The sequence below is a fragment of the Micromonospora sp. CPCC 205539 genome (genome assembly GCF_036906815.1).
GTDB lineage: Bacteria > Actinomycetota > Actinomycetes > Mycobacteriales > Micromonosporaceae > Micromonospora.
In genome coordinates, this window is record NZ_JBAKHW010000035.1 from 1 (window position 1) to 26,929 (window position 26,929).

The following is a 26,929-nucleotide window of genomic DNA, read 5'->3' on the forward strand; positions in this document are numbered from 1 at the left end:
ACGCGGGGCGCGCGCGGGGCGCGCGCTTGGGCGGTGGCGGGGCGCGCGCGGGCGGCCGCGCGGGGCGCGCGCGGGCAGCCGCGCGGGGCGCCTGCCTGGGCGGTCAGGCCGTGCGGGGTGGGGTCAGGCCTCGGTTGAGGAGTCTGGTGGGGAGCACTGTCGTAGACGGTGGGGAGTCGTCGCCGGCGATGCGCCGGAACAGTCGATTGGTGGCGACGCGGGCCAGTTCCCTGGTGTCGTAGCCGACGACGGTCAGCGGCCGGGGCATCAGATGGGCCAGCTCGAAGTCGTCGAAGCCGACCAGCGCCGCGTCGCTGCCCCGCCGATGCAGCTCCTGAAGCGCGCCGACCGTGAGCCGGTTGTTGCCGCAGAAGAAGGCGGTGGGCGGGTTCGGCAGGTCGAGCAGCGCGGCGATCGCCTGCCCGGCATCCTCCGGGGCGGTCAGGTGGTCACGGACCAGCGCCGCGTCGGGCTCGACGCCGGCGTCGGCCAGCGCCGCCCGCGCGCCGGTCATTCGCTCGCGCATCGTGGGCACGCTCGGTGCGCCCAGCAGGACGCCCACCCGACGGTGCCCCTGGTCGAGCAGCGCGCCGACGCCTGCCCGGCCGCCGCCCTGGTTGTCCAGGAGTACGACGTCCGCGAGCAACCCCTGCGGCGGCCGGTCCAGGAAGACAACCGGCATTCCCAGCTCCACCTCGCGACGCAGGAACGAGTGGTCGGGGCCGGCCGGCACCACGAGCAGGCCGTCGACCCGACGCTGGGTGAAGTCCTGGAGCAGGGCGCGTTCGCGCTCCGGGTCCTCTTCCGACGAGGCGGTGATCAGCATGGTGCCGTGGGCGGCGGCGATCTCGGCGGCGACGCTGGCGATGGTGGCGTAGAACGGGTTGGCGATCTCCTCGATGAGCAGCCCGACGGTGGCGTTGAGCTGGCGGGAGCGCAGGTTGCGGGCGATGTCGTTGCGGCGGAAGCCGAGCTCGGCGATGGCCGCCAGCACTCGGCCGACCAGATCCTGGCCCACCGGCTCGTCGTTGACCACCCGGGAGACCGTCTTGAGGCTGACACCGGCGAGCCGGGCCACGTCCACCATCGTCGGTCGCCGGGGCGCGGCCGGCCGGGCCGAGGTCTGGCTCACGGGTCGATCCTCCAAGCGCGGCGCGGGTCAGCGGTCGACGGCGGCGAGCGCGTCGACCGCCTTGCGGGCGGCGATCAGCACCGGATCCCAGACCGGAGAGTACGGCGGAGCGTAGCCCAGGTCGAGCTGGGTCATGTCGTCCACCGTCATGCCGTTCCACAGTGCCACGGCCAGCGTGTCGATCCGTTTGGCCGCCTCGGACCAGCCGACGATCTGCGCGCCGAGCAGCCGACCGCTGGGCCGCTCGGCGATCAGCTTGACGGTCATCGGCTGGGTGCCGGGGTAGTAGCCGGCCCGGGTGGTCGACTCGGCGACCACGGAGACGAAGTCGAAGCCGGCCGCGGTGGCGTCCCGCTCGCGGAGGCCCGTCCGGCCCACCTCCAGGTCGCAGACCTTGGTCACCGCCGTGCCGATCACGCCGGTGAAGGTGGCGTACCCGCCACCGATGTTGATGCCGGCCACCCGGCCCTGCTTGTTGGCGTGGGTGCCGAGCGGCACGTGCACCGGCATCCCGCTGACCCGGTGCAGCGTCTCCACGCAGTCGCCGGCCGCCCAGACCCCGGAAAGCTCGGGCACCCGCATCCGACGATCCACCCGGATCCCGCCGGTCGGCCCGAGCGGAAAGCCGGCAGCCTTGGCGAGCGCGGTGTTGGGGCGTACGCCCAGGCCCAGGACCACGACGTCGGTCGGGATCGGCCCCTCGGCGGTGACCACGGCGGACACCCGGCCGTCCCGCTGCTCCAGGCCGGTCACCGGCAGGCCGGAGCGGATCTTGATGCCGAGGCCGCGCATGGCCTCGGCGACCAGCTCGGCCATGTCGCCGTCCACCGTCGACATCGGCTGCTCGGCCTGCTCGACCAGGGTGACGGAGAGGCCGCGCTCGATCAGCGCCTCGGCCATCTCGACGCCGATGTAACCGCCGCCGATCACCACCGCTCGGCGGGGCTCCGGCTTTCGAACCAGCCAGTCGCGCAGCGCCGCCCCGTCGTCGAGGGTCTGCATGCCGAACACGCCCGCCGCGTCCGTGTCCGCCCAGGGCGGCTTGGTCGGCAGCGCGCCGGCGGCGTACATCAGCTCGTCGAAGCGCTCGCGGACCTCGCCGCCGTGCTCCAGATCCTGGGCCACCACCTCGCGACGGTCCAGGTCGATGGCGGTGACCTCGTGCCGCATGCGGACGTCGATGTCGAACTCGGTGCGGAACGTCTCCGGGCTTCGGCTGATCAACTGCTCCGGGTCGGACACCAGGCCACTGATCCAGTACGGGATGCCGCAGGCCGAGTAGGAGGTGAAATGCCCCCGCTCGAAGGCCACGATCTCCAGGTCGTCCCGGCCACGGCGGCGCCGTGCCTGGGACGCCGTGGACATGCCGGCGGCGTCCCCACCGATGACGATCAACCGTTGCGCCACGGAACCCATCCTGTCACGCGGGGATCAGCCGTGGGTCTGTCGTGCCACGTCCTGTACGACGTCGGTGAGCCGACCGGTACGGGCGTACACGGCGCGCTGTCGCGCCGCGCCGCTGCCGTGCCGGCGCAGCCCGCCCAGCAGGTCGGTCACCTCGGCCCAGTCGCCGTGCTGCTCCAACGCCGGTCGCATCCGCTCCACGAACCGGTCCAGCAGCTCCCAGGCCGGGCGCAGCTCGCCGTTGGTCACGTCGACGGCGTCGCCCTCCAAGCCGTCGTGGGCGGCCCGCCAGTGCGCGGCGACCAGCAGGTGGTGGTCGGTCTGCAGCGCCGGCCGGTTCGCCTCGACGTCCGCGATGGCGGTGGCCACCAGGGCCCGGACCAGCGCCGCGACCAGCACCGCGTCGTCCACGGACGGGCAGACGTCGCCGATCCGCAGCTCGACGGTCGGGTACTTCGCCGACAGGCGGGCGTACCAGTAGAGCATTCCCTCGTCGAGCATCACGCCGCTGGTGATCAACTGGCGGATCAGCCGCTGGTAGTGCTCGTGCGACTCGAGCCAGGGCGTCGGCGCCACCGAGGGCCAGCGCTCCCACTCCACCGAGCGCCAGCTGGCGTAGCCGGTGTCCTCACCCTGCGCGAACGGGGAGTTGGTGGTCACCGCGTGCAGCAGCGGCAGCCAGGGCCGGACGTGGTTGAGGACCTGCACGCCGGTCTCCGGGTCGGGGATGCCCACGTGCACGTGCATGCCGTTGTTTCCGGGGCCGGGGACGAGCAGCCGGAACCGTTCGATCATCCGGTCGAACCGGGGCTTGTCCACCACGGGTGGCACCGGGCCGTCCACCGGGCCGGTGCCGATCGCGAGCAGGCGTACGCCGGCCCGATCGGCGGCGTCGGCGAGCGCCCGGCGCAGCACGCCGAGGGAGTGCCGGATCGAGGAGAGTTCGAGGCCGGGCGGGGTGCCGATCTCGATCTGACTGGTCTGGAACTCCCGCTCCACCTGCCCGCGCAACTCCGCCGGCACCTGCTCCAGGACCAGGTCGACGGCGGGCACTGCGGCTCCGGTGTGCGGGTCGACGAGCAGGAACTCCTCCTCGACCCCGACGGTGAGCAATTCGGTCCCCGCGGTCGTCCCGCTGGGCGCCTCCGCCACCTGGCCGGTCATCTGCCACCACCGTCCGTTCCTGCCGGTCGCGGTCCGTCCGCGCCTTCGCTCGCCTGGTTACCCAGTGTGGCGTCGCCGGGAAACGTGGCGGGGGTACCTCGGCCCGCGTGTCGATCGCCACGGCGCGTCTCGTGCGGCGTGTCGGCGGGCCGGGCGTCGTGATTCCGGCCGGGGGCGTGACACCGGGTCCTAGGCTGTGCCCGTGCCGGTGCCGCTGGGGATGATCTGGGGAGCGTGGATGTCCACGTTCGTCCAGCTCATCCTGCTCGCGGAGCGCCCGGCTGATCTGCTCGCCGGCGCCGCGCTGACCGCCCTCGTGCTGCTCACGGCGCTGCTCGCGGCGCGGGTGGCCGGCCGTTCGGGCGGCCTGGGCGTCGAGCGTCGTTGGGCCGGGCTGCGGGCCCGCTCCCGTGGTCGCCGGGTGCCTCGGCAGATCGACCCCGACGCGGCCGGGCGGCCCCGCCCCCGTGCACCCGGGCATCCCTCGGCCGCGTAGCGCTGCGCCGCCGCGCGGCCGATTCCGCTGTCATCGGTCCTCCCGTCCGGCGAATGCCGCCGGGGAGGACCCTCCGGAATTGGACCGAGGGGTTCCCCATGCTTGCCTTCGCACCACTGCACGGCGCGGTCGGCGTCGCCGGCGTCGCGCTGTCCTGGCTCACCGATCTGCTCGAACCGTTGGCCGGCGGCGCGGCGACCGCCGCCGCCATCGTGCTGCTCACCATCGCCATCCGGTCACTCATCTCGCCGCTCACCGTCCTGCAGGTCCGCGGCGAGCGACGCCGTGCGGCGCTCGCGCCGCAGGTGCGTGAGCTACAGCAGCGGTACGCCGACGACCCGGCGACGCTGCAGCGGGAGCTGTTCGCGCTGTACCGCTCGGCCGGCGCCAACCCGGTCGCCGGCTGCCTGCCGTTGCTGGTCCAGGCGCCGTTCCTGCTGGTCCTGTACCGGTTGTTCAGCACCTCCGAGGGGGGCACCGGGCTGCTGGACGAGCGGCTGGCCGGGGTGCCGTTGGGCCACCATCTCGCCGACGTGTTGGCGGGGGCGGCGGGTCCGCTCTTCGGCGTACTGCTGGCCGTACTGCTGGCACTGGCCTGGTGGTCGTCGCGGCGGGCCCGGCGGGCGGCCGCGCTCGGCACGGTGGCCGGTACGCCCACCGAGGGGCCCGGCGCGGCGGCGATCGGCCGGCTGTTGCCCCTGCTGCCGTTCACGACCGTGCTGGTGGCGCTGGTGCTGCCGCTCGCCGCGGTGATCTACCTGGTGAGCACGACCGCCTGGTCGGCGTTGGAGCAGGCGGTGCTTCGACGGCCGCAGGCGAACCCGGCGAGCGCCGACCCCGGCGGGCGTTGACAACTTCCTCTGGACAGAAACAGTTAACTGTCCTAATAATTAGCGCTAACGTTGACGCCCATGAATGCCCATCCGGGCGTCGGCACCGCCCCGTGCGGCCGGAACCACCGACCGGCCGCACGGGCGGAACCCCCACCACGCCGGTCCCTGGAGGCCACCGTGAAACTCCGTTCCCCCCGCGCGGCGACGTTCGCCGTCGCGCTGGCCGCCGCCCTGGTCGCGGCCACCGTCGTGGCGCCGTCCGCCGCGTCCGCCGCCACCGCCGCCTTCGTCCGGACGTCGAGCTGGAGCACCGGATACGAAGCGAAGTTCACCGTCACCAACAACACGTCCTCGGCGATCACCTCGTGGAACGTCCAGTTCGACCTGCCCTCCGGCAGCACCGTCGGGTCGGCCTGGGACGCGCTGGTGAGCAGCTCCGGTCAGCACGTGACCGCCCGCAACCAGTCCTGGAACGGCACTCTGGGCGCGGGGGCGAGCACCACGTTCGGCTTCGTCGTCGCCGGCACCGGCGACCCCACCAACTGCACGGTGAACGGCGGCCCCTGCGCCGGCGGGCCGACCACTCCGCCGGGTGCCCCGGCCACGCCGGGAAACCTGCGGGTCACCGGCAGCACCGCCTCGGCGATCTCGCTGGCGTGGAACGCGGTCAGCGGCACGGTGACGGGCTACCGGGTGTACGAGGGCTCCACCGTCCGTGCCACCCTCACCGGCACCTCCACCACCATCTCCGGGCTGGCCGCCTGCTCGGGGCACAGCTACACGGTGGCCGCGTACAACTCGTCGGGTGAGTCGGCGCGGTCGGCGGCGGTCGCCGCGAGCACGACCGGCTGCACCGGCGGCGGCGGTGCGATGGCCGCCGCGCCCTACCTCTACCCGGGCTGGGGTAGCCCGCCGGCACCGGCGACGGTCATGTCGGCGACCGGCGTCAAGTGGTTCACCATCGCGTTCGTGCTCTCCGGCGGCGGCTGCACCCCGGCCTGGGACGGCGCCGGCCCGCTGACCGGCGGCACGCACGCCAGCACCATCGCGGCCATCCGGGCGGCCGGCGGCGACGTGATCCCGTCGATCGGCGGCTGGAGTGGCAACAAGCTCGGCCCGAACTGCTCGTCGGCGAGCGCCCTCGCCGGCGCGTACCAGCAGGTGATCAACGCGTTCGGTCTGAAGGCGATCGACATCGACATCGAGAACAGCGACGAGTTCGAGAACGAGGTCGTGCAGGACCGGATCCTGGGCGCCCTGAAGATCGTCAAGCAGAACAACCCCGGGATCAAGACGATCATCACGTTCGGCACCACGACCACCGGCCCGTCGTACTACGGCACCCGCCTGATCAACCAGGCCGCCGCGCTCGGCGCCAACATCGACACCTTCACCATCATGCCGTTCGACTTCGGCGGCGGCGCCAACATGTACCAGAGCACGGTCAACGCGGCCGAGGGGCTGAAGAACGCGCTGAAGACCGCCTTCGGCTGGTCCGACGCGACGGCGTACTCGCACATGGGTATCTCCGGCATGAACGGCCTCTCCGACCAGCAGGAGCTGACCTCCCCGGCGACCTGGACCCAGATCCGGGACTGGGCCAAGGCCCGTGGTCTGGCGCGGTTCACCTTCTGGGCGGTCAACCGGGACCGGCCGTGCGCGGGCGGGGGAGTGGTCGCCCACTGCTCCGGCATCGCGCAGAACAACTGGGAGTTCACCTCGATCACCGCCCAGTTCGCCTGAGCGGTAACGCGGATCAGCGACCGGCGGTCACCGACCGCCGGTCGTCGCGCTCCCGGCGTCGGCGGACCTTGCGGATCACCCAGAGGGCCAGCATGACGACGAAGACCGCGCCGATCGCGTAGTTGAACCAGTCGCTGTAGCGGGCCACGTCCTGCCACTGGCTGCCGAGGGTGTAGCCGGCCCCGACGATGAGGGCGTTCCACACTCCGCTGCCGATGGTGGTGAGCAGGATGAACTCGCCGAGCGGCATCCGGTTGGCCCCGGCCGGGACGGACACCAGGCTGCGGACCACCGGCACCACCCGACCGATCAGCACCGCCCACCGGCCGTGCCGCTCGAACCAGCGGTCGGCCTTCTCCAGGTCTTCGGAGTCCACCAGCGGGATGCGGTCCAGCCAGCGCTTGAGCCGCTCCTCACCCAGGGCCGCGCCGAGCCAGTAGAGCACCAGCGCCCCGACCAGGGAACCGGCCGTCGCGGCCAGCACCACGAGCACCACGTTGAAACGGCCCTCATGCGACAGGTAGCCGGCCAGGGCCAGCACGATCTCGCTGGGAATGGGCGGAACGATGCTCTCCAGCGCGACCAGCAGCGCCACGCCGAGCGGACCCATCCCCTCGATCACGGTGGCCACCCAACCGGTCAGCCCGGTGAACTCGGACGGATCTCCGGTCTGGGCGAGCGCCATGGTCGTCCTTCCGCGTCGGCTACAGGGGGATCAGGTGGTCATACCCCGTCGGCCGCCCGCCACACCTGCGGTCAGTGCTCCGGGTGCAGCGTGGTGTCCGCCGGCCCCTGCCGCCAGCCGGTGAACACCACGGTCAGCCCGGCGCGGGTCGGCGCGCAGCAGAACGGGCCGGCCGTCACCTCGGCGGCCGGGTCCAGCGGGGCGAGGCGGACCAGCCGCCACGGCTCGTCGTCGGCCCGGGCCCGGATGGTCAGCGCGTCTCCGGCCCGGCTCACCCGGACGGTCACCTCCCGGCCCGCCCACTGCGGCACCGGCGCCAGCGACCAGTCGGAGAACTCCCGGGTCACCACCGCGCCGAGCTGAAGCTCACCGTCGCTCACCTCGACGCCGGTCTTGACCCACGTCCGCTCGTCGACCCGGACCAGCGCGCCGGCCTGATCGAACTGCCCGGTGAGGTCGAGCCTGAAGCTCACCTCCATGGCGGTGCCGGCCGGCAGCGGGGCCAACAGGGCCGGGCCGTTGTCGTGCACGAACCCGTAGCTGGTCCGCCGCCAGAAGTCACTCTCGGCCGCCGGTTCGACGACCAGTTCGCCCGCCGGGCCCTCCTCGACGCGGACCGGCGGGTGCAGCCAACTGCCCCGGGCCCACTCCAACGGTTCGCTCGGCGGTACGAGGTTGATCTCCATGCCCCGCACGGTAACCGGTGGGACGGGCCCGTCCCGGTTTGGCGTGATGATCATTTGGAGATGTTCCTTCGGCATGGGTGACCGTTGGTACTCCGAAGCCGTCGTCTACTGCCTCGACATCGACACGTACGCCGACTCCGACGGCGACGGGGTCGGTGACATCCGCGGGCTCATCGGCCGGCTGGACTATCTGGCCCGGCTGGGCGTGACCTGTCTGTGGCTGCACCCCATCCACCCGTCACCCAACCGCGACGACGGCTACGACGCCACCGACTTCTACAACGTGGACCCGCGCTTCGGCACCCTCGGCGACTTCGCGGAGCTGCTGCACCAGGCACAGAACCGGGGCATCCGGGTGATCATCGACCTGGTGGTCAACCACACCTCCGACGAGCACCCGTGGTTCCAGTCCGCCCGATCGTCGCCGGACTCGCCGTACCGTGACTGGTTCGTCTGGTCCGACACCGAGCCGGCCGACCGGCACCAGGGCATGGTCTTCCCCGGCGAGCAGGACGAGACCTGGAGCTACGACCGGACGGCCAAGGCGTGGTTCTACCACCGGTTCTACAAGTTCCAGCCGGACCTGAACTTCGCCAACCCGCAGGTCCGGGCCGAGATCAAAAAGATCATGTCGTTCTGGCTCCAGCTCGGCGTCTCCGGCTTCCGGATGGACGCGGTGCCGTTCATCATCGAGCTGACCGAGCCCGGCAACCCGAACTCCCCGAAGGACTTCGAGTTCCTCACCGAGATGCGCCAGCACGTGCAGTGGCGGCGCGGCGACGCGGTCCTGCTGGCCGAGGCGAACGTCGAGCCGGACCAGCTACCGACGTTCTTCGGTGACGCCAGCGGGTCCGGCAACCGGATCCACATGCTCTTCGACTTCATGCTCAACGGGCGACTCATGCTCGCCCTCGCCCGGCAGGACCCGGAGTCGTTGATCGAAGGGCTCCGCGACACCCCGAAGCTGCCCGTCGGCGGCCAGTGGGCCACCTTCCTGCGCAACCACGACGAGATCGACCTGTCCCGACTCACCACCGAACAGCGCAACCAGGTGTACGAGCAGTTCGGCCCCGACGAGGACATGCGCATCTACGACCGGGGCATCCGCCGCCGGCTCGCACCGATGCTCGGCAACGACCGGCGCCGCATCGAGCTGGCGTACGCCCTGCAGTTCTCGCTGCGCGGCACGCCGGTCCTGCGCTACGGCGAGGAGATCGGGATGGGCGAGGACCTGTCGCTGCCGGGCCGGGAGGCGATCCGTACCCCGATGCAGTGGTCGTACAAGCCGAATGCCGGCTTCTCCACGGCGGACCCGGAGAAGCTGGTCCGACCGGTCATCGACAAGGGCGACTTCGGCTACCACACCGTCAACGTCACCGCCCAGCGTGGCGACCCGAAGTCGCTGCTCGCCTGGTTCGAACGCATGATCCGTACGCTGCGCGAGGCACCGGAGATCGGCTCCGGCTCGACCACCCACATCGACGTGCCGGTGCCGGCCGGAGTGCTGGTGCACCGCGCGGACGGGCCGACCGGGACCATGGTCTTCCTGCACAACCTGGGCACCGACGACGTCGAGGTCGACCTCAGCTCCCTGGAGAAGGAAGCCGACCTGCCCATCGACGTGCTTGCCGACCGTGGCTACGGCGAGCTGGGCAAGCTCGGCGCGATCAAGCTGACCGGCCACGGCTACCGCTGGATCCGCCTGTGCCGAGGCCAGGGGGTCTGACTGACGAGGGACCGCGCCGATCGGCGCGGTCCCTCCTCACGCGTGACGTCCGGCCGGTTGGTGCCGACCGGACGTCACGCGATCATCGCACTGGGACGATCAGCGCACGCCGAAGGCACGGAGCACGGTCTGCTTGACCGAGTTGCCCGAGCCGTCCGAGGCGCTGGCCCGCAGCGACACGTACTTCGCGCCCTTCGGCGCGCGCAGCTTCGCCGTCCAGGAGCCGTCCTTAGAGCGGTCCAGCGACTGCTTCTGCCAGTGCGCGCCGTCGTCGTACGAGATCTCGAGACCGACCGGTCGGATGCTGCCGCACCCGGTGACGCCCGGCAGGTGCGCGGCCGAGACGGTCAGGTCGGTCCGGCCCTTCGCGGTACCGGCGGCATCGGTGTCGACCGCGTAGTCGAGCTGGAGCAGCGGCAGCACGCTCGACTCCACACCGGCGGCCGGCGACTTCGACCGGAACGTCCACTGCGTCTCGGTGCTGGTCGAGTACGGGCCGGCGGTCGGGTCCTGCGTCGTCCGCGTCACCAGGCGGTACGGCAGATCCTTGGTGCCCGGCGCGGTGCCGCTGACCCACGTGCTGCTGCTCTGGCCGAGCAGCGTGGACCCCTGGTAGAGCTGGTTGGTCTGCGTGGCGGAGTTCATCGCCATGCCGACGTGGTCGTCCCCGCCCCAACCGGGCACGTCCAGGTTGAGGCTGTCGCCCGAGCGCTTGGGCAGCTTGAAGTTGTTGTTCAGGTGCGGTCGCTCGATCGGGTGGAAGAACTGCTCCTCGCCACGGCTGCCGGCCCGGTAGCTGGTCCGGGGGTCGATCTGGTACGTCGCGGAGCCGATGTACGCCTCCTGACCCCACTGGTACAGGTCGCTGCCGGCGGAGACCCAGTCGGTACGGACCGGGGCGAGCGGCCGGTTGCTGCTCTGGCCGATGCCCCAGTCGTTGTACGAAGGCCAGTCGTAGCGGAACTCGCCACCCTGGGTCTCGGGGGTCGGGATGTTGAAGCCGACGTCGATCCGGGCCAGCGTCTTCGCCGTCTCGGTCCGGGTCAGCTCGCGCGGAATCCGGTTGTGGTACGCCTGCACCAGGTCGTACACGTAGTCGGCGACGGGCTGCGAGACGACCTCGACCTTCGTCGGCCCGCGCTGGATCTGCCGGATCAGCGCCTCGCCCTCGTCGGTGCTGAGCATCGCCACCTCGATCGGGGTGTCGGTGAAGAAGTCGACCGAGTAGTCGCGCACCTCGCGCCACGGGAAGTCGTTGACCACCAGCATCAGCTTCGCCCCGGCGGCGGTCGCCGCGGCGGCCTGGTCGGCGTCGCTGACGTCCCAGTTGCGCCGGACCACGACCACCTTGCCCCGGGCGTCCAGCCCGGTGTAGTCGCTGGCCGCGCCATTGCCGGCGAAGACCGCCGACAGCGTCGAGCGGCCCTTCGGCAGTTGGGTGGTGCCCTGTTGACGGACCACGTCGTCGAAGTTCACCGTCGTGGTGCCGACGCTGAGCACCGGCTGCTCCTTGCGCCACCGGGCGCCGAGGTAGAAGTCGCCGTGCCGCACGTCCTTGCTGGTGGGCTGGGCGTAGAAGCTGTCGAAGAACACGCCGCCCGCGATGAACGAGCGCCACCGGCCCTCGCCCTGCGACCGGTAGTAGTCCAGCCGGGTGAACGTGTCGGCCGTCTGCTGCGGCACCGACGAGTCGACCCGCCGGGCCGATTTCCCGTCCAACCGGACCGTGGTGTCCTTGCGCAGGTCGATGTCGGGGTCGCCGAGCAGCGCCAGGCCGAGCGAGTTGGGCCCGTGGCTGCCGGTGACGTTCAGGAAGCTCATCGCCGACCAGACGCCCTCGGGCAGGTTCAGCAGCGCCGTGCCGTCCGGGTCGGTCTCCACGAAGGAGATGTCGTAGCTGCCCGGCTGGCCCAGCTCGATCATTCCGGCGGCCGGCTTGCCGGCCCGGTCGGTCATCTCGAGCCGGAGCTGGTGGTACGGCGTGAACGTGCCCACCGCGATCGCGGTGCGGGCCAGCACGGCCCGGTCCGCGCCGGTGGCGACGACCTGACCGGTGTACCGGCTGCCGGCGGCGGCCCGGGTGGTGTCCGTGGTCAGGGTGACCGTGGCGGTGCCGTGGGCGGGCACGGTCACCTGCGCGGCGGACAGGCTGAACAGCCCTGCCGGCGCGGTCGGGGCGTCCACCGCCAGGCCCAGCGTGATGGGCTGGCCGGTGGTGTTGGTGTACGTGACCGGGTGCGTGCTGCCGCCCGCCTTCGCGGTGTCGTACCGCACGCTGGTGGAGACCGCGCCGGTGGCGACGATCGGGGCGCGGACCGCTGCGGCGACGTCGACCCGCCCGGTGCCGGCCTGGAACGCGTCGTACTGCGGAGTGGCCTTGGTGGTGCTGACCAGGGCGTCCTTGAGTTGCTGGCCGGTCCAGTCCGGGTGCTTGGCGGCGAGCAGGGCGGCGGCACCGGCCACGTGCGGCGCGGCCATCGAGGTGCCGTCCATGCTCTGGTAGGAGCCCTCGCCGGGCGCGTACTGCGACCGGGCGGCGAGCACGGCGACGCCGGGCGCGGTCAGCTCCGGCTTGATGGCCTCGTCGCTGATCCTCGGGCCCTGGCTGGAGAAGTAGGCGAGCTGGTCGTCGCCGTCGACCGCGCCGACGGTCAACGCGGCGTCCGCCGCGCCCGGCGCGGCCACGCTGCTGGGCAGGCCGGCGTTGCCGGCGGAGACGACGAACAGGGCGCCGGTCTCCGCGCTGAGCGCGTTGACCGCCTGGCTCAACGGGTCGGTGCCGTCGCTGGGCTGGTTGGAGCCCAGGCTCATGTTGATGACGCTGGCGTCGACGTCCCGGGCCGCCCACTCCATGCCGGCGAGGATCCAGGAGTCCTGCCCGTAGCCCTCGTCGCTGAGCACCTTGCCGATGGCGAGTTGGGCGTCCGGGGCGACACCTTTCTCCCGCCCGCCCGAGGCGGCACCGGTGCCGGCGATGGTGGAGGCGACGTGGGTGCCGTGCCCGACCCGGTCGGTGATCTCCGCACCGGGCACGAACACCGCAGAGTTACTGATCCGGTCGGTCAGGTCCGGGTGGCCCGCGTCGATGCCGGTGTCCAGTACGGCCACCCGCACACCCGCGCCGGTGTCACCGCCGGCCCACACCTCGGGTGCGCCGATCTGGGCGGTGGTGTCGGCCAGGTCGGCGCGTACCCGCCCGTCCAGCCAGATCTTGGCGATCCCGCCGCCGAAGCGTCCGGCGCCGCTGCCGGCGGTGGCCGACTTCGCGGTGCCGGTCGTGACCGAGGCCCAGAACTCGTCGGCCTGGTCGCGGTCCTCGCTGAGTGCCGCGCCCGAGATGCTGCTCAGGACGCGGGTGCGGGTCGCCCCGGCGGGTGCGGCACCGGCGCGTAGGCCGGCCGCCGCGTCGCCGTACGACACGATCAACGGCAGGTGGTCGACCTGGGCGTCGTCGTACCCGTCAGCGATCAGCCGGGTGACGTTGAACAGCCGCTTGTCCAGGGTCTTCGCGGCCACGTAGGGGAGGACCGACTGCGGGTAGACGTAGAGGTCGTCGCCGGCCTCCACCACCCGTACCGGTGTGGGGGCACCGTTCGGGCCTCGCACGTCAAGGGTGCCGCCGTTGGCGTTCTGGCGGGTGGTGACGGTGTCACCGGTGATCAGGGTGACCGAGTGGGTGCCGGGCGGGGTGGGCAGGTCGGTTGCGGGGGGCGAGCCGGGATCGGCCGGTGTGCCGGGGGCGGCCAGGGCGGGTGAACCACCGGTCGCCGCGAGGGTCGCGGAGACCACGGCGGCGAGCCAGGCTCCACGAGTACGCGAGAACTTCAACTGATGTCGTTCCTTGTCTCGTCTTCTGTTCGCTGGCGGGGGTGACAGCGAACGCGACGCTACGCCCGGAAGATCATCTCGTATAGATCCATTGTGGGTGAGGAGTTAGGCTCCTTCGATCGAGTCCAAGTTACCGGGAGGTAATCATGTCGGATGAGCCCCGCGTCGCCATCGTCACCGGAGCCGCACGCGGTATCGGTGCCGCCACCGCCCGCCGGCTGGCCGCCGACGGGATGGCCGTCGCCGTCGTCGACATCGACGAGGCGGCAACCAAGGAGACGGTGGACGCCATCGCGGGCGCCGGTGGTCGGGCGATCGGCGTCGGCGCCGACGTCTCCGACCGGGCCCAGGTCGAGGCGGCCGTGGAGCGGGTCGCCGCGGACCTGGGTGCGCCCACCGTGCTGGTGAACAACGCCGGCGTGCTCCGCGACAACCTGCTGTTCAAGATGAGCAACACCGACTGGGACACCGTGATGGGCGTGCATCTGCGCGGCGCGTTCCTGTTCAGTCAGGCCGCTCAGAAGCACATGGTGGAGCGCAAGTGGGGGCGGATCGTCAACCTCTCCAGCACCTCCGCGCTGGGTAACCGGGGCCAGGCGAACTACGCCGCCGCCAAGGCCGGCCTCCAGGGCTTCACCAAGACCCTCGCCATCGAGCTGGGGCCGTTCGGGGTGACCGCGAACGCGGTCGCGCCGGGCTTCATCGTCACCGACATGACCGCGGCCACCGCCGCGCGGATGAAGGTCGACTTCGACGACTTCCAGAAGCACGCCGCCGCCGAGATCCCCGTGCGTCGTCCGGGCCGACCGGAGGACGTCGCGCACACCATCTCGTTCCTGGTCAGTGAGGGAGCGTCGTTCGTCTCCGGCCAGGTCATCTACGTCGCCGGCGGACCCCGGGCCTGATCCCCGCTCCCGACGAGGGCGCTCCGTCCAGCAAGGAGTGCCCTCGTCGTGCGCCGGGCCGGTCCAGCGGGAGCGGTGTTCAGGCGCGGTCGCGGCGGGTGCGCCAGAGCCAGAACAGGCCGAGCACCGGCAGCACCAGCGGGATGTAGCCGTAGCCGCTGCCGAACTGCGACCAGACCGTCTCGTCGGGGAAGAGCGCCTTGTCAGCCAGGCTCAGGATGCCGACCGCGACCACGCCGACCAGCTCCACCGAGCAGCAGATCAGCGCGACCCGTCGGCCGGTGTGCCCGGCGCGGGCCAGCCCCACCGCCGCCACGATGTAGATGAGCGCGGCCACCGCGGAGAGCAGGTACGCCACCGGCGCCTCGTCGAACTTCGTGGCGATCTGCAGGCCCGCCCGGCTGGTCGCCGCGATGGCGAAGAGCAGGTAGACCGCGATCAGCAGTCGACCCGGCCCGGCGTTCGTGGCGCGTCGAGCCGGTCGTGTCTCAACCACCGAGCACCTCCCAGGTCTGCTGCAACCGGATGACCACCACCGGGGCCACCAGGCAGACCGCGCAGATGATCGCCGAGCCCCAGCGGGTCGGCTCCATGCGGGCCAGCACCCAGGCCAGCGGCGGCAGGCAGATCAGCGTGACCAGGTAGCCGTAGAACGCGCCGGGCTCGCCCGGCCGGTCCCCGCCGCCGATCGCGACCAGCGCCAGGACGGTCAGCACGAGCAGGGCCAACTCCAGGGCGGCCAGGCCGACGAACTGCACCCGGTCCGGCGGTCGGTGGCGTAGCGCCGCCACCAGCGCCCACACCGCGACGAGCAGTGACAGCACGATGGAGACCGTCGCGATGATCCCGTCCACCGGTGAGTTGGCGCCCACGCTGGTCACCGGACCCACCCGGTCGTTGCCTCGGTCACCGGCACAGCCTACTAACCCTCGTAGTAACCGGGCCATGCTGCCTCGCCGTACCCCCGCCACGCCGGGAATCCCCAGCTCGGGTTGGTTGCCCCGCCGCCGGCACGGCTGGTGGGGCGACTAGCGTGGATCAGGTCCGTGGCGTCGCCGCGGCGGGGGAAAACGACGGAGGTACACGTGCGGTTTGGCCTGTTCGGCACCGGTCACTGGGCGATCGAGACGCACGGGAAGGCGCTGCACGCACACCCGGACGCGGAACTGGTCGGGGTGTGGGGACGCAACCCCGAGCGGGCCGCCGCGCTCGCCGAGCGGTACGGGGTGCCGGCGTTCGCCGAGGTAGACGCGCTGCTCGACGTGTGCGAGGCGGTCGCCGTCGCGCTGCCGCCGGACATCCAGGCCGACATCGCCGTCCGGGCGGCCTCCGCCGGCCGGCACCTGCTGCTGGACAAGCCGCTGGCGCTCAGCATCGACGACGCCGACCGGGTGGTCGCCGCCGCCACGGAGTCCGGTGTCGCCTCCGTCGTGTTCTTCACCCAGCGGTTCCAGCCGAACGTGACCGCGTTCCTCGCCTCGACCGCCGCGGCCGGGGGCTGGCAGCACGGCCGGACCACCGCGTTCAACTCGATCTTCCACGACGGCAGCCCGTACGGCGGCTCGCTGTGGCGCCGCGAGCACGGCCCACTCTGGGACATCGCCCCGCACGCGCTCTCGATCATCCTGCCGGTGCTCGGCCGGGTGACCCAGGTGGCCGCCATGGACGGCCCGACCGGGATGGTGCACCTGCTGCTCACCCACGAGGGTGGTGCCACCAGCAGCGCGTCGCTCAGCCTGGACGCCCCGACCGAGGCGATGGCCCGGGAGTTCGTGTTCTACGGCGAGAACGGCGTCGAGAACGTCCCGCACGGCGAGAACGACGCCGCCACGGCGTTCGGCGTGGCGATCGACCAGCTCATCGAGCAGGTGCAGGCGGGCACTCGGGACCACCGCTGCGACGTCCGGTTCGGCCGCGAGGTCGTCGGCATCCTCGCCGCCGCGGAAATCGCCCGCGCCGAGTCCCGCACGGTGACGATCCCCGCCTGACCCCCTGACCCCCGCTCTTTGTTGATCAAGAGGTTTGCGTCGCCGACCGGGCGTCTCGTGACGCAAACCTCTTGATCACCGGGGCAGGGGCGCCGGGGCAGGGGGAGGGGGAGCGGGAGCGGGGGAATTCAGTGGTGGGGTTGGGTGGGGGGTGGATACGGTGACCGACATGTTCACGCATGCCCTGATCGAGGTGGTCGGCACGCCGGCCGCCCGGGGCCCACTGCTGGTGTCCCGTCCGCGAGTCCGGCGTCCGGCCCTGGTTGGCCGGGACGCGACCCGCGACTGACCGCAGGCGCCCTCCCGCGCCACACCCAGGGCCGTCCGAGTCCCGATCCACTCGGACAGGCCCCGCTTCGGGCTGCCTGTTCGCCCCGTCGCCGAACGGCGACAGACAGGACGACGACACGTGGCGCCCCGCCATACCCGAGCAACCGAGCGCGACCGGTCCCGTCGCGTACTCAGCCAGAACTTCCTGACCGACAAGGCCGCCATCGCGCGGCTGGTTCGCGCCGCCGACCCCGATCCCGAAGGGCTCCTGCTGGAGGTCGGCGCCGGTCGCGGTCAGCTGACCCGGCCGCTCGCCGCACGCTGCGGGCGACTGACGGCGTACGAGGTGGACCCGGCCGCCGGCCGGGAGTTGGCCGCCGTCTGCGCGGCCCTGTCCAATGTCGAGCATCGACAGGCTGACTTCCTGGCCGCCGAGCCGCCACCGGAGCCGTTCGCGGTGGTCGGCAACATCCCGTGGTCGCTGACCTCGGCCGTGGTGCGCTGGTGCCTGGCCGCGCCCCGGTTGCGCTCGGCCACCCTGCTCACCCAACTGGAGTACGCCCGTCGCCGCAGCGGCGACTACGGCCGCTGGACCCGGCTCACCGTGTCGACCTGGCCGGAGATCGGTTGGCGGTTGGCGGGGCGGGTGCCACGTGCCGCGTTCCGCCCGGTGCCGGCCGTGGACGCGGGGATCCTGCGGATCGAGCGGCGGGCGGAGCCGTTGCTGCCCCCGGCCGCTCTGCCCGCGTACCGTCGATTGGTGGCTCTGGGTTTTGAGGGCGTCGGCGGGTCCCTCGCCGCGACCCTGCGCCGGCACCACCCGCCGGCCCGGGTTGCGGCGGCGCTGCGCGCCACCCGGATCGCGGCGGACACCCCCGTCGGGTACGTCTGGCCGGAGCAGTGGTTGGTGCTGTTCCGGCTGTTGTATGCCCGCTGACCCGCCGGTTTGTCGAAGCGGTCGCCGGGTAGCCGTTCGCATGCTGGTTCAGCGGCTCGGCGCGCCGAGCGACTTTGATCCATTGCTGGAGCGCGTTCGGGACGCCCGGGTGGTGATGATCGGCGAATCCACCCACGGCAGCTACGACTACTACCGGCTGCGTGAGCAGCTCACCCGCCGGCTGATCGCGGAGTGCGGCTTCTCGTTCGTGGCGGTGGAGGGTGACTGGCCGGACTGCGACCGGGTGCACCGCTCGGTCACCGCCGCGACCGGCGGGGCACCCGAGCCGCAGACCGCGCTCGAACGGTTCGAGCGTTGGCCGACCTGGATGTGGGCCAACGCCGAGGTGGCTCGGTTCTGCCGGTGGCTGCGGGCCTGGAACCTGGAGCGGCCGGAGGATCGGCGGGCCGGTTTCCACGGGCTCGACGTGTACAGCCTCTGGGAGTCGATGCAGGCGATCTTCGACTACCTGGGTGAGGAGGATCCGACCTCGATGGAGGCGGCGCAGGACGCGTACCGGTGCTTCGAGCCGTACGGCAAGCGGGTCGAGGAGTACGGCGCGGCCAGCCGCTTCGTCTCCGCCCGCTGCGAGGAGGAGGTGGTCCGGCTGCTGGCCCGGACCCGGGAACAGGCCCTCGCTGACGGCCCGGACCGCTTCTCGGCCTGGCAGAACGCCGAGGTGGTGGCCGGCGCGGAGCGCTACTACCGGGCAATGGTGGCCGGCGGCCCGGATTCGTGGAACATTCGGGACACCCACATGCAGGACACCCTCGACCGCCTGCTGGACCGGTACGGCCCGGACGCGAAAGGGATCGTCTGGGCGCACAACACGCACATCGGGGACGCCCGAGCCACCGACATGGCCGCGGACGGGATGATCAACATTGGTCAGTTGGCCCGGGAGCGGTACGGCGAGGACGGCGTCGCCCTGATCGGCTTCGGCAGTTACCGGGGCACGGTGATCGCCGCACCCCGGTGGGGCTCACCGGCCGAGCCGATGGTGGTGCCGCCGGCGCGGGAGGGATCGGTCGAGCGGCGGCTGCACGAGCTGATGCCGGAGCGGGCGGTGCTGGTCTTCGGCGGGGACGACCAGCCGAGCTGGGTCACCGACACCGCCGACCACCGGGCTATCGGGGTGGTCTACGACCCGTCCTTCGAGTCGTGGGGCAACTACGTGCCCACTCGGCTCGGCGACCGTTACGACGCCCTCATCTGGTGTGACGAGACGAGCGCCCTGCACCCCCTGCCGGTCCCGGCGATCTCCGGCGAGATGGAGACGTACCCGGCGGGCGTCTGACTGTGGATCGCCGCGATCATGGAGTGGTGGTGCCCGTCGTGCCCCGTTCCGAGGCCTTCGTCCGGTACCACCACTCCATGATCGACGGGATCGACCGGGGTCAGACTCGGGTCGGCGTGCGGTCCGCCAACTCGGCGCGGAGGCCCTCGCCCTCGATGTCGACGTTCGGCAGGGCGCGGTTCAGCCAGCGCGGGAGCCACCAGGCGCGATCGCCGAGGAGGGACATCACCGCGGGGACGATGGTCATCCGGACCACGAAGGCGTCGATGGCCACGCCCACGGCGAGCGCGAAGCCCATCGACTTGATCACCGGATCCTCCAGGAAGACGAAGCCCCCGAAGACCGAGATCATGATCAGCGCGGCGGCGGTGACCACCCGTGCGCCGTGGCCCATCCCGCTGATGGTGGCCTCCCGCGCGGTCCCGCCGTGCACGAAGTCCTCCCGCATGCGGGACACCAGGAACACCTCGTAGTCCATCGCGAGCCCGAACAGGATGCCGATGAGCAGGATCGGCAGGAAGCTGATCAGCGGGCTCGGCGTGTCCAGGCCGACCAGGTCGGCGAGGTGGCCCTGCTGGAAGACCGCCACCGTGATGCCGAACGTGGCGGCCACGGTGAGCAGGAAGCCCAGCGCCGCCTTGACCGGCACCAGCAGCGAACGGAACACCAGCATCAGCAGCAGCACCGAGAGCCCGACCACCAGCAGCAGGTAGACCGGCAGCGCGTCGGAGAGCTTCTCCGAGACGTCGATGCCGATCGCCGTGACACCGGTGAGCAGCACGTCCGCGTCCTGGATCCCGCCCACCGCGTCCCGGATGTCGTGCACCAGGGTCTCGGTGGCCGCGTCGGTCGGGCCGGTCTTCGGCACCACGCCGAGCAGCGCCGTCCGACCGTCCGGGCTGAGCTGCGCCGGCGCCACCGCGAGCACGTTGTGGGTGCGCTGGAGCAGCGCGGTGACCTGGGGTACGGCGGCCGAGGTGGCCTGCGGTGAGTCACCGGCGACCACCACCGCGAGCCGGCCGGTGAAGCCCGGCCCGAAGCCCTCGGTGATCAGGTCGCTCGACACCCGGGCGGGCGAGCCGACGGCCGCCGTCGAGGCGTCCGGCAGTGCCAGGCGCATGTCCGGCGTGGGCAGCGCGAGCAGCCCGAGGCCGAGCAGGCCGACCAGGATGACCGGTACCCGGAAGCGGGTGACCAGCCGCGCCCAGCGGAAGCCGAAGCCGGTCCGGTCCTCGGCCGGAGTGCTGTCGGCCTCCGGCCGCTCGGCGGCAGCGGCGTCCGGATCGTCGGCCGGCTCGGCGACGACCGAGCGCAGCCGACGGGGGAGCACCCGGCGGCCGGCGAAGCCGAGCAGCGCCGGCTGGAGGGTGATCGCGACGAGCACCGCGACGGTGACCGTGCCGGCGGCGGCGAGACCCATCACGGTGAGGAACGGGATGTTGACCACGGCCAGGCCGGCCAGCGCGATCACCACGGTGGCGCCCGCGAAGACCACGGCGGAGCCGGCGGTACCCACGGCACGGCCGACCGCCTCCTCCGGAGACAGGCCGTCGAGCAGGTTCTGTCGGTGCCGGGAGGTGATGAACAGCGAGTAGTCGATGCCGACCGCGAGGCCGAGCATCAGCGCGAGGATCGGCGCAGTGCTGGTCAACTCGACGACGCCACTCAACGCGAACAGGCCGGCCATGCCGACGCCCACGCCGATCAGCGCGTTGAGCATGGTCATCCCGGCCGCTACCAGCGAGCCGAAGGTGATGATCAGGACGATCGCGGCGACGAGCACGCCGAGGCCCTCGGTGGAGCCGATCTCCGGCTCTCCGCCGAGCACCTCGCCGCCCGGGGCGACCTGCCAACCCTTTGCCTTGACCGACGCGCCGACCTCCTCGTACGCGGTGCGTTGGGCGTCGGTCACCTCGTCCCCGCCGGTGGCGAACTGGACCTGGACCAGCGCGTACCGGCCGTTGGGCGAGACCGCGCCAACCTGGAACGGGTCGACCGCGCCGACGACGCCGGGGAGCGTCGCGGCCTGCTGGACCAGCTCCTGCACCACGGCCCGGCCCTCGGGGCTGGCCAGTTGGCCGTCGCCCGGCGCCTTGACCGCGATCGTGCCGGTGGCGCCGCTGGCCGCGGGGAACTGCTCGGCGAGCAGGTCGAGCGCGCGCTGGCTCTCGGTGCCGGGCATGGTGAAGTTGCTCGCCGTCGGGCCGCGCAGGGTCGCCGCGGCCAGGCCGGCGACGACGAGTACGACGAGTACGAGCGCGACGACGAGCCGTCGCCGGCGCAACGCGCCCCGGCCGAGCCGGTAGAGCAGGGTGGCCATCAGAGTTCCTTGTCCTCGGTCGTGGGTGGTTGGGGCAGGGGCGCGTCGACGGGTTCGAGAGCCCGCAACACGAGGGCGAGCAGGGCGGGGCGCAGCTCGTCGTCGGGGATGTCGACGAATTCGGCGCACGCCTCGGAGATGCCGGCGAGCAGCACCAGCGCGGTGATCCGGGCGCCGGGCCGGTCGGAGTGGCCCGCGAAGGCGTCGCGGAGCCGTTCGGAGATCTGCTGGATGTGCGCGAAGGCCGGCTGGCACAACAGCACCGGGAACTCGCCGCGGAGCAGCGCGATCTCCCTGCGGAACCGCACCGCGAGGTCGACGAAGCCGGCTGCGGCGGCCTTCTGGGCGGCCGTGCCGGTCAGCCCGGTGAGTTGGTCGTCGAGGTCCTGCAGCACCGTGATGGCCGGGGCCATCAGCTCGGCGAGCAGGGCTTCCTTGTTGGCGAAGTGGTAGAGCACGGTGGCCTTGGAGCAGCCGACCTCGCGGGCGATGTCCTGCAACGAGGTGCCCCCGTAGCCGGCTACCGCGAATCGCCGCGCCGCCGCGGCGAGGATCTCGCCGTGCGTGTCGGGAACAGCTCTGGACATCGCGGATCACCCCCGCGAACCAGCATGCCTGACCGATCGGTCAGACCCTGACCGATCGGTCAGACCAATTCGGTGGCGTTCCCCACACCCGCCGGAGGTTTAGCCGGCGTGCTCCTGGTCGTACCTGGTCCGGGCCTCGGCGATGGCTCGACGGTGTCGTTCGGCCCAACTGGTCAGCGCCACCAGCGACTCGTAGAGCTCCAGCGCCATCTCGGTGGCGGTGTACTCCACCTTGGGTGGGACGGTCGGGTAGACCACGCGGTGCAGCAGGCCGTCGCGCTCCAGGTTGCGCAGGGTCAACGTGAGCATCCGGCGGCTGATCCCCTCGATCTGCCGCTCCAACTCGGTGAAGCGCACCGGGCCGTGCGAGGCGGCCACCAGGATGCCGATGCTCCACTTGCCGCCGACCCGGTCGAGCACCTGGCGGACGGTGCACGCCCGCGCCTGCCCCGGGGTGAACGGAACGTTCTCGGCCGTGCAGGTCACCTCGGCCTTGACCAGCGCGGACACATCGCTGTTCCTCAGGGACATCACAGTGCCTCCTTCCGCTCCGACCCATGGTCACAGACGATGACGTCGGTAACAAACCATGCACCAAGGAGGGTGTACCGATGAACCGTCCCGCCCAGTCCCGCTGGCCAGCGCTGATCGTGCTCTGCGCCGGCAGCCTGATGATCATTTTGGACGGCAGCGTCGTCTCGGTGGCGCTGCCCGCCGTGCAACGGGACCTGGGCTTCACCGCCACCGGCCTGGCCTGGGTGGTCAACGCCTACCTGGTCGCGTTCGGCGGGTTGTTGCTGCTCGCCGGACGCCTCGGTGACCTGCTCGGCCGGCGACGGGTCTTCCTGGCCGGCATCGCGCTGTTCACCCTGGCGTCCCTGGCCTGCGCGGCGGCCACCGGGCCGGCCCTGCTGGTCGGCGCGCGCTTCGGCCAGGGCGTCGGTGGCGCGCTGGCCATGGCGGTCAGCCTCGGCATGATCGTCCGGCTCTTCCCCGAACCGGCCGAGCGGGCCCGCGCGATCGCCGTCTTCAGCTTCACCGGGGCGGCCGGCGCCTCGATCGGCACGGTGGCCGGGGGAGTGCTCACCGAGGTCGCCGGCTGGCGGTCGATCTTCCTGATCAACCTGCCGATCGGTGTGGCCATCCTGGTCGGGGCCGTGCGCCGCCTCGCCACGGAGCGGGGGATCGGCCTGCGGGCGGGCCTGGACCTGCCCGGCGCCCTGCTCGCCACCGCCGGCCTGATGGCCCTCGTGTTCGGCATCGTGGGGACCGGCGAGCATGGCTGGACCAGCCCGCGGACCCTCGGCGCGGCGGCGCTCGCGGCGCTGCTGCTCGGCGGGTTCGCGGTACGGCAACGGGTGGCGTCCACCCCGCTGCTGCCGCCCCGGGTGCTGCGCGTCCCGGGCCTGGTCGCGGCGAACGCCGCCCAGCTCCTCATGGTCGCCGCGTTCTTCGGCTTCCAGTTCCTGCTCGCCGTGGAGCTGCAACTGGTGCTCGGGCTGGACCCGGCGGAGACCGGCTGGGCGTTCCTGCCCACCCCGGTGGTGATCGCGGCGGTGTCGCTCGGCCTCGCCGGTCGGCTGATCGCCCGCTGGAGCGCCCGAACCGTACTGCTGGTCGGGCTCGGTCTGGCGGCCGTCGGCTTCCTGCTGCTCGCCCGGCTGCCCGCCGACGGCGGCTACCTCGCCGACGTACTCCCGTCGCTCCTGATCTTCGGGGTGGCCGGCGGTCTGACCCTGCCGGCGGTCACCACCCTGGCCATGGCCGGCGCGACCGACGTGGACGCCGGGCTCGCCTCCGGGTTGGCCAACACCACGCAGCAGGTCGGCGGCGCGGTCGGACTGGCCGCGCTGGCCACCCTGGCCGCCGCCCGCGCCGACGGCCTGCGGGCCGACGGCTGGGCCGAGACGGCCGCGTTGGCCGGTGGCTACCGGCTCTCGTTCGCCGTGGCCACGGCCCTGGTGATCGCCGCGCTGCTGGTCGCGCTGACCGCCCTGCCCCGACGCCCGACCGACGCCGATTCCTCGGAGCGGGCCACGGTGGATGCGGGAATCGATCCGTCCCGAAGCGCCGCGTCCGGTTGACCGACGGACCCCGGGCCGGGAGGGTGATCGGGTGAGCGAGGCTGACGAGACCCGGGACGGGGTGGCCCTGACCAACCTGGACCAGCCGCTGTCCGACCGTGACGACGCGACCAAGCGCGACCTGGTCGACTACCTGGACGCCGTTCGGGACCGGATCCTGCCGCAGTTGCGCGACCGGCCGCTGTCGGTGATCCGGGTCCGCCCCGGCCAGCCGCCGTTCATGCAGAAGAACCTGCCCCGCTACACCCCGGACTGGGTCCGTCGGGCGCCGGTCTGGGCGGAGGCGTCGCACCGGGAGATCTCGTACGCCCTCTGCAATGACCGGCGCACCCTGCTCTGGTTCGCCAACCAACGGGCGGTGGAATACCACCCGACCCTGGCCACCGTGGCGGACCTGCACCGCCCGACCCACCTGGTGCTCGACCTGGACCCGCCGGAGGGCGACGGCTTCGCCGCAGCGGTCGCCGCAGCGCTGCTGGTCCGTCAGGCGCTCGCCGACGCAGGCCTGGCCGGGGCGGTCAAGACCAGCGGCGCCAAGGGCGTGCACGTCTTCGTCCCGATCGCCGACGACCCGACGGCCGAGGAGTTGGCCGCCGCCACCCGGGCGGTCGCCGCCCGCACCGCGCGGCTCGACCCGGAGTTGGCCACCACGGCGTACATCAAGGAGGACCGGGGTGGCCGGGTCTTCGTCGACGCCACCCGGGCCGGCGGTGCGACCGTGGTGGCCGCGTACAGCCCGCGGCTGCGCCCCGGGCTGCCGGTCTCCTTTCCGGTCGACTGGGCCGACCTGACCAAGGTGACTGCGGCCGACTTCACCATCCGGACCGCGCCGGCGTTGGTGGCCGACGCCGACCCGTGGGCCACGCTGATGCCGGAGCCCCAGCCGCTCCCCGCCGACCTGGTGGAGGAGGGACGGACCATCCCGGTTGCGCGGGTGCAGGCCATGCACGAGGGCAAGCGCCGGGCCCGCGCCCGCCGCGAGGCCGGCTGAGGGTACGGGCGCTCACGAGGCCCGCTGCGCCAGCAGGTCGTGCATCCGGCTCCGGGCGAGCTGCATGCGGATCCGCCGGTCGCTGCGGGGATCGGTCATCGTCGGGACGATGGGCTCGCCGACGCCGATGACCATGGTGGGTTTGCGACGGAACAACCTCCCCACCCCGGTCGGCGGGGTGAAACGGATCGACAGCGGCACGACGGGCACCCGTGCCTGGGCCGCGAGGTGGAACGCGCCGCGCTTGAAGTCGCGCAGGCTCGTGTCGTACGGCTTCAGCTCGCCCTCCGGGAAGAAATGCACGACCCTCCCCTTGGCGAGGAAGAGCTCCAGCTCCGCGAAGAACAGCGGCAACCCCGCAGGGGTACGCGGCACCGCGACCCCGCCCAACAACCGCACCAGACCCCCGTACCAGCGGTTCTGCAGGTTCACCGGCGCCGAGGTGAAGACGAGTCTGCGCGGGAACATGGCGAGCGCGACGAGTGCGCTGTCGAGGGGTGCACGTGGTTGCAGACCGTGAGGACGCCGCCGACTCGGGGGAGGCGGTGCGCGCCCTCGCGGCGGACACCCAGGATCAGACGCGTCCAGAGGAAGAGCAGCGGGATCGCTACCCCGTAGTAGAAGGCCGTCGACAGCAGCCGGTACAACCGACCCGCGTACCCGGCCGGTGCCTCCGGTGCGTGGCCCACCCGCGCGTAGACCCTCTCGATGGCCTTGACGCTGCGATCGACCGAGTAGTGCTCGGCATAGCGGGCGTAGGTGTCCGACGCGGCGTCGAGGGCGGCCGGGTCGTCGATCCAGCCGTCGATCCGCTCGGCGAGCGAGGACGGGTCACCCGACCGGAACAGGTTGCCGGGCCCGAGCGCGAACTGACCGGTCGCGCTACGCCGGCTGTCGGAAATGACCGGTACGAGCCCGCAGGAGAACGCCTCCAGGCAGGACACCCCTTCGATCTCGACATCGGAGGCGTGTACGTAGAGATCGCAGCTACGGATGAGGTCGAGGAGCTCGGCCTGCGAGTGGTAGCCGAACTGTGCCGGCCGCGCGAGCGTCGAGGCCATCCGGCGCAGGCGCTTCTCCCGCGGGCCGTGCCCCGCGAAGTGCAGCTCGATGCGTGCCGCGTGGCGTGATCTGCTAACGGCCCGGATCAGCACGTCCTGTCGCTTCTCGGGGGAGAACCGACCCACCATGAGTATTCGGAACGGGTCGTCCGGGCCTCGTGGCTGTCCTGGCCCTCGGGCCGGTCCCGGTCCTCGGGGCGGTCCGGGGCGGAAACTGGTGCCCACACCGTTGGAGATCACGTGGAGTCGTGCCTGGTAGCCGTGGTGGCGTAGCTGCGCCGCAATGAAGGTCGACGGACAGTGGATGTCGGCGAAGCGGCCGTAGAACCCGATGCGCAGCAGGACGTACACGAGGTGCGCCGCCGGTGGGAACCAGCCCAGGCCGACGTTGTAGGTGATGTTCTCAGGCTGGATGTGGAATGCGGCGACGGCCGGCACGCCGAGCTGGCGCGCGATCCGCTCCGCGGCGCGACCCAGCGACCAGGGTTGGTAGACGTGGACGACGTCGGCGCCGGTGATCGCCGCGATCAACACCTCGCGGACGGGCTTGGCGAACACGGTGCTCTGGCGATGCGCGAGGCGGCTCGCGACCGGCACCACGAGCTCCGGCACCCAGAACATCTCCGGGCCGGGGCGGGGCGGGGCGGTCGCGTCATCCGGGTCGCCGCAGGCGACCACGCGTACCGTGTGCCCCCGTGAGACGAGGGTGTCGGCGAAACGCATCGCCGACACGGTGGTGCCGTTGTTGCCGACGTTGAACGTGTCGGTGACCAGCGTGATGATCATTGCCGC

At 72.0% G+C, this 26,929-nt stretch carries 23 protein-coding genes; 10 read left to right on the top strand and 13 right to left on the bottom strand.

Annotation, left to right across the window (positions count from 1 at the left end):
* Positions 1-103: 103 nt before the first annotated feature.
* The 3 genes from V6V47_RS25410 to V6V47_RS25420 all read right to left on the bottom strand — a co-directional run bounded on the left by V6V47_RS25410 (position 104) and on the right by V6V47_RS25420 (position 3,700).
* Positions 104-1,087, bottom strand: a complete 984-nt coding sequence (locus tag V6V47_RS25410) for a LacI family DNA-binding transcriptional regulator (RefSeq protein WP_334630939.1) — start codon at positions 1,085-1,087, stop codon at positions 104-106.
* Positions 1,088-1,159: 72 nt separating this feature from the next.
* Positions 1,160-2,539: an FAD-dependent oxidoreductase gene (locus tag V6V47_RS25415; RefSeq protein WP_334630880.1), complete on the bottom strand. Its 1,380-nt coding sequence runs from the start codon at positions 2,537-2,539 to the stop codon at positions 1,160-1,162.
* A gap of 24 nt (positions 2,540-2,563) precedes the next feature.
* Complete coding sequence (locus tag V6V47_RS25420; RefSeq protein ID WP_334630881.1) at positions 2,564-3,700, bottom strand: carboxylate-amine ligase; 1,137 nt, start codon at positions 3,698-3,700, stop codon at positions 2,564-2,566.
* A 238-nt stretch (positions 3,701-3,938) separates the two neighbouring features.
* Between V6V47_RS25420 and V6V47_RS25425 the strand changes: the two genes are divergently transcribed.
* From V6V47_RS25425 to V6V47_RS25435, 3 genes are all read left to right on the top strand, one after another.
* Entirely contained in the window at positions 3,939-4,196 is a 258-nt protein-coding gene (locus V6V47_RS25425; protein WP_334630882.1) for a DUF6412 domain-containing protein, read from the top strand.
* Positions 4,197-4,294: 98 nt separating this feature from the next.
* The gene (locus V6V47_RS25430) at positions 4,295-5,047 is read left to right on the top strand and encodes a YidC/Oxa1 family membrane protein insertase (protein WP_334630883.1); all 753 of its coding nucleotides are present in this window, start codon (positions 4,295-4,297) and stop codon (positions 5,045-5,047) included.
* Between the two features lie 159 nt (positions 5,048-5,206).
* Positions 5,207-6,772, top strand: coding sequence for a cellulose binding domain-containing protein (locus V6V47_RS25435; RefSeq protein WP_334630884.1), 1,566 nt, complete (start codon positions 5,207-5,209; stop codon positions 6,770-6,772).
* A 13-nt stretch (positions 6,773-6,785) separates the two neighbouring features.
* On the opposite strand, the gene V6V47_RS25440 is transcribed toward V6V47_RS25435, so the two are convergent.
* Both V6V47_RS25440 and V6V47_RS25445 read right to left on the bottom strand, forming a co-directional pair.
* A complete protein-coding gene (locus V6V47_RS25440; protein ID WP_334630885.1) occupies positions 6,786-7,457 on the bottom strand; it encodes a DedA family protein in 672 nt (223 codons plus the stop codon).
* Between the two features lie 71 nt (positions 7,458-7,528).
* Positions 7,529-8,143, bottom strand: a complete 615-nt coding sequence (locus tag V6V47_RS25445; protein WP_334630886.1) for a DUF1349 domain-containing protein — start codon at positions 8,141-8,143, stop codon at positions 7,529-7,531.
* A gap of 73 nt (positions 8,144-8,216) precedes the next feature.
* On the opposite strand from V6V47_RS25445, the gene V6V47_RS25450 reads away from it, so the two are divergent.
* Positions 8,217-9,869: an alpha-amylase family protein gene (locus tag V6V47_RS25450; RefSeq protein ID WP_334630887.1), complete on the top strand. Its 1,653-nt coding sequence runs from the start codon at positions 8,217-8,219 to the stop codon at positions 9,867-9,869.
* Positions 9,870-9,968: 99 nt separating this feature from the next.
* Here V6V47_RS25450 and V6V47_RS25455 read toward each other — a convergent pair whose 3' ends face one another.
* On the bottom strand, positions 9,969-13,697 hold the full coding sequence (locus V6V47_RS25455) for a S8 family serine peptidase (RefSeq protein ID WP_334630888.1): 3,729 nt from the start codon (positions 13,695-13,697) through the stop codon (positions 9,969-9,971).
* 146 nt (positions 13,698-13,843) lie between these two features.
* Between V6V47_RS25455 and fabG the strand changes: the two genes are divergently transcribed.
* A complete protein-coding gene (gene fabG, locus V6V47_RS25460) occupies positions 13,844-14,602 on the top strand; it encodes a 3-oxoacyl-ACP reductase FabG (protein ID WP_334630889.1) in 759 nt (252 codons plus the stop codon).
* A 79-nt stretch (positions 14,603-14,681) separates the two neighbouring features.
* Here the strand turns inward: fabG and V6V47_RS25465 are convergent, their stop codons facing one another.
* Together V6V47_RS25465 and V6V47_RS25470 are read right to left on the bottom strand one after the other, a co-directional pair.
* Entirely contained in the window at positions 14,682-15,098 is a 417-nt protein-coding gene (locus tag V6V47_RS25465) for a hypothetical protein (RefSeq protein WP_334630890.1), read from the bottom strand.
* Positions 15,091-15,483 carry a hypothetical protein gene (locus V6V47_RS25470; RefSeq protein ID WP_334630891.1) on the bottom strand — a complete coding sequence of 131 codons (393 nt, stop codon included), beginning with the start codon at positions 15,481-15,483 and terminating at the stop codon, positions 15,091-15,093. Before V6V47_RS25470 ends, V6V47_RS25465 begins: the two co-directional genes overlap by 8 nt.
* Positions 15,484-15,687: 204 nt before the next feature.
* Here V6V47_RS25470 and V6V47_RS25475 point away from each other — a divergent pair, with 204 nt between their 5' ends.
* From V6V47_RS25475 to V6V47_RS25485, 3 genes are all read left to right on the top strand, one after another.
* Positions 15,688-16,590, top strand: coding sequence for a Gfo/Idh/MocA family protein (locus V6V47_RS25475; protein ID WP_334630892.1), 903 nt, complete (start codon positions 15,688-15,690; stop codon positions 16,588-16,590).
* A gap of 409 nt (positions 16,591-16,999) precedes the next feature.
* Positions 17,000-17,797, top strand: a complete 798-nt coding sequence (erm, locus tag V6V47_RS25480; protein ID WP_334630893.1) for an ErmE/ErmH/ErmO/ErmR family 23S rRNA (adenine(2058)-N(6))-methyltransferase — start codon at positions 17,000-17,002, stop codon at positions 17,795-17,797.
* 40 nt (positions 17,798-17,837) lie between these two features.
* Entirely contained in the window at positions 17,838-19,094 is a 1,257-nt protein-coding gene (locus V6V47_RS25485; RefSeq protein WP_334630894.1) for an erythromycin esterase family protein, read from the top strand.
* A gap of 100 nt (positions 19,095-19,194) precedes the next feature.
* On the opposite strand, the gene V6V47_RS25490 is transcribed toward V6V47_RS25485, so the two are convergent.
* From V6V47_RS25490 to V6V47_RS25500, 3 genes are all read right to left on the bottom strand, one after another.
* Positions 19,195-21,414, bottom strand: a complete 2,220-nt coding sequence (locus V6V47_RS25490) for an MMPL family transporter (RefSeq protein ID WP_334630895.1) — start codon at positions 21,412-21,414, stop codon at positions 19,195-19,197.
* The gene (locus tag V6V47_RS25495) at positions 21,414-22,001 is read right to left on the bottom strand and encodes a TetR/AcrR family transcriptional regulator (protein ID WP_334630896.1); all 588 of its coding nucleotides are present in this window, start codon (positions 21,999-22,001) and stop codon (positions 21,414-21,416) included. The genes V6V47_RS25490 and V6V47_RS25495 overlap by 1 nt, the downstream gene beginning before the upstream one ends.
* Positions 22,002-22,100: 99 nt before the next feature.
* Positions 22,101-22,535: a winged helix-turn-helix transcriptional regulator gene (locus V6V47_RS25500; RefSeq protein ID WP_334630897.1), complete on the bottom strand. Its 435-nt coding sequence runs from the start codon at positions 22,533-22,535 to the stop codon at positions 22,101-22,103.
* 77 nt (positions 22,536-22,612) lie between these two features.
* On the opposite strand from V6V47_RS25500, the gene V6V47_RS25505 reads away from it, so the two are divergent.
* Complete coding sequence (locus V6V47_RS25505; RefSeq protein ID WP_334630898.1) at positions 22,613-24,085, top strand: MFS transporter; 1,473 nt, start codon at positions 22,613-22,615, stop codon at positions 24,083-24,085.
* A gap of 31 nt (positions 24,086-24,116) precedes the next feature.
* Positions 24,117-25,076, top strand: coding sequence for a non-homologous end-joining DNA ligase (gene ligD, locus V6V47_RS25510; protein ID WP_442934306.1), 960 nt, complete (start codon positions 24,117-24,119; stop codon positions 25,074-25,076).
* Between the two features lie 12 nt (positions 25,077-25,088).
* Here ligD and V6V47_RS25515 read toward each other — a convergent pair whose 3' ends face one another.
* Positions 25,089-25,544: a lysophospholipid acyltransferase family protein gene (locus V6V47_RS25515; protein WP_334630900.1), complete on the bottom strand. Its 456-nt coding sequence runs from the start codon at positions 25,542-25,544 to the stop codon at positions 25,089-25,091.
* The gene (locus V6V47_RS25520; RefSeq protein WP_334630901.1) at positions 25,505-26,923 is read right to left on the bottom strand and encodes a glycosyltransferase; all 1,419 of its coding nucleotides are present in this window, start codon (positions 26,921-26,923) and stop codon (positions 25,505-25,507) included. Before V6V47_RS25520 ends, V6V47_RS25515 begins: the two co-directional genes overlap by 40 nt.
* Positions 26,924-26,929: the final 6 nt, after the last annotated feature.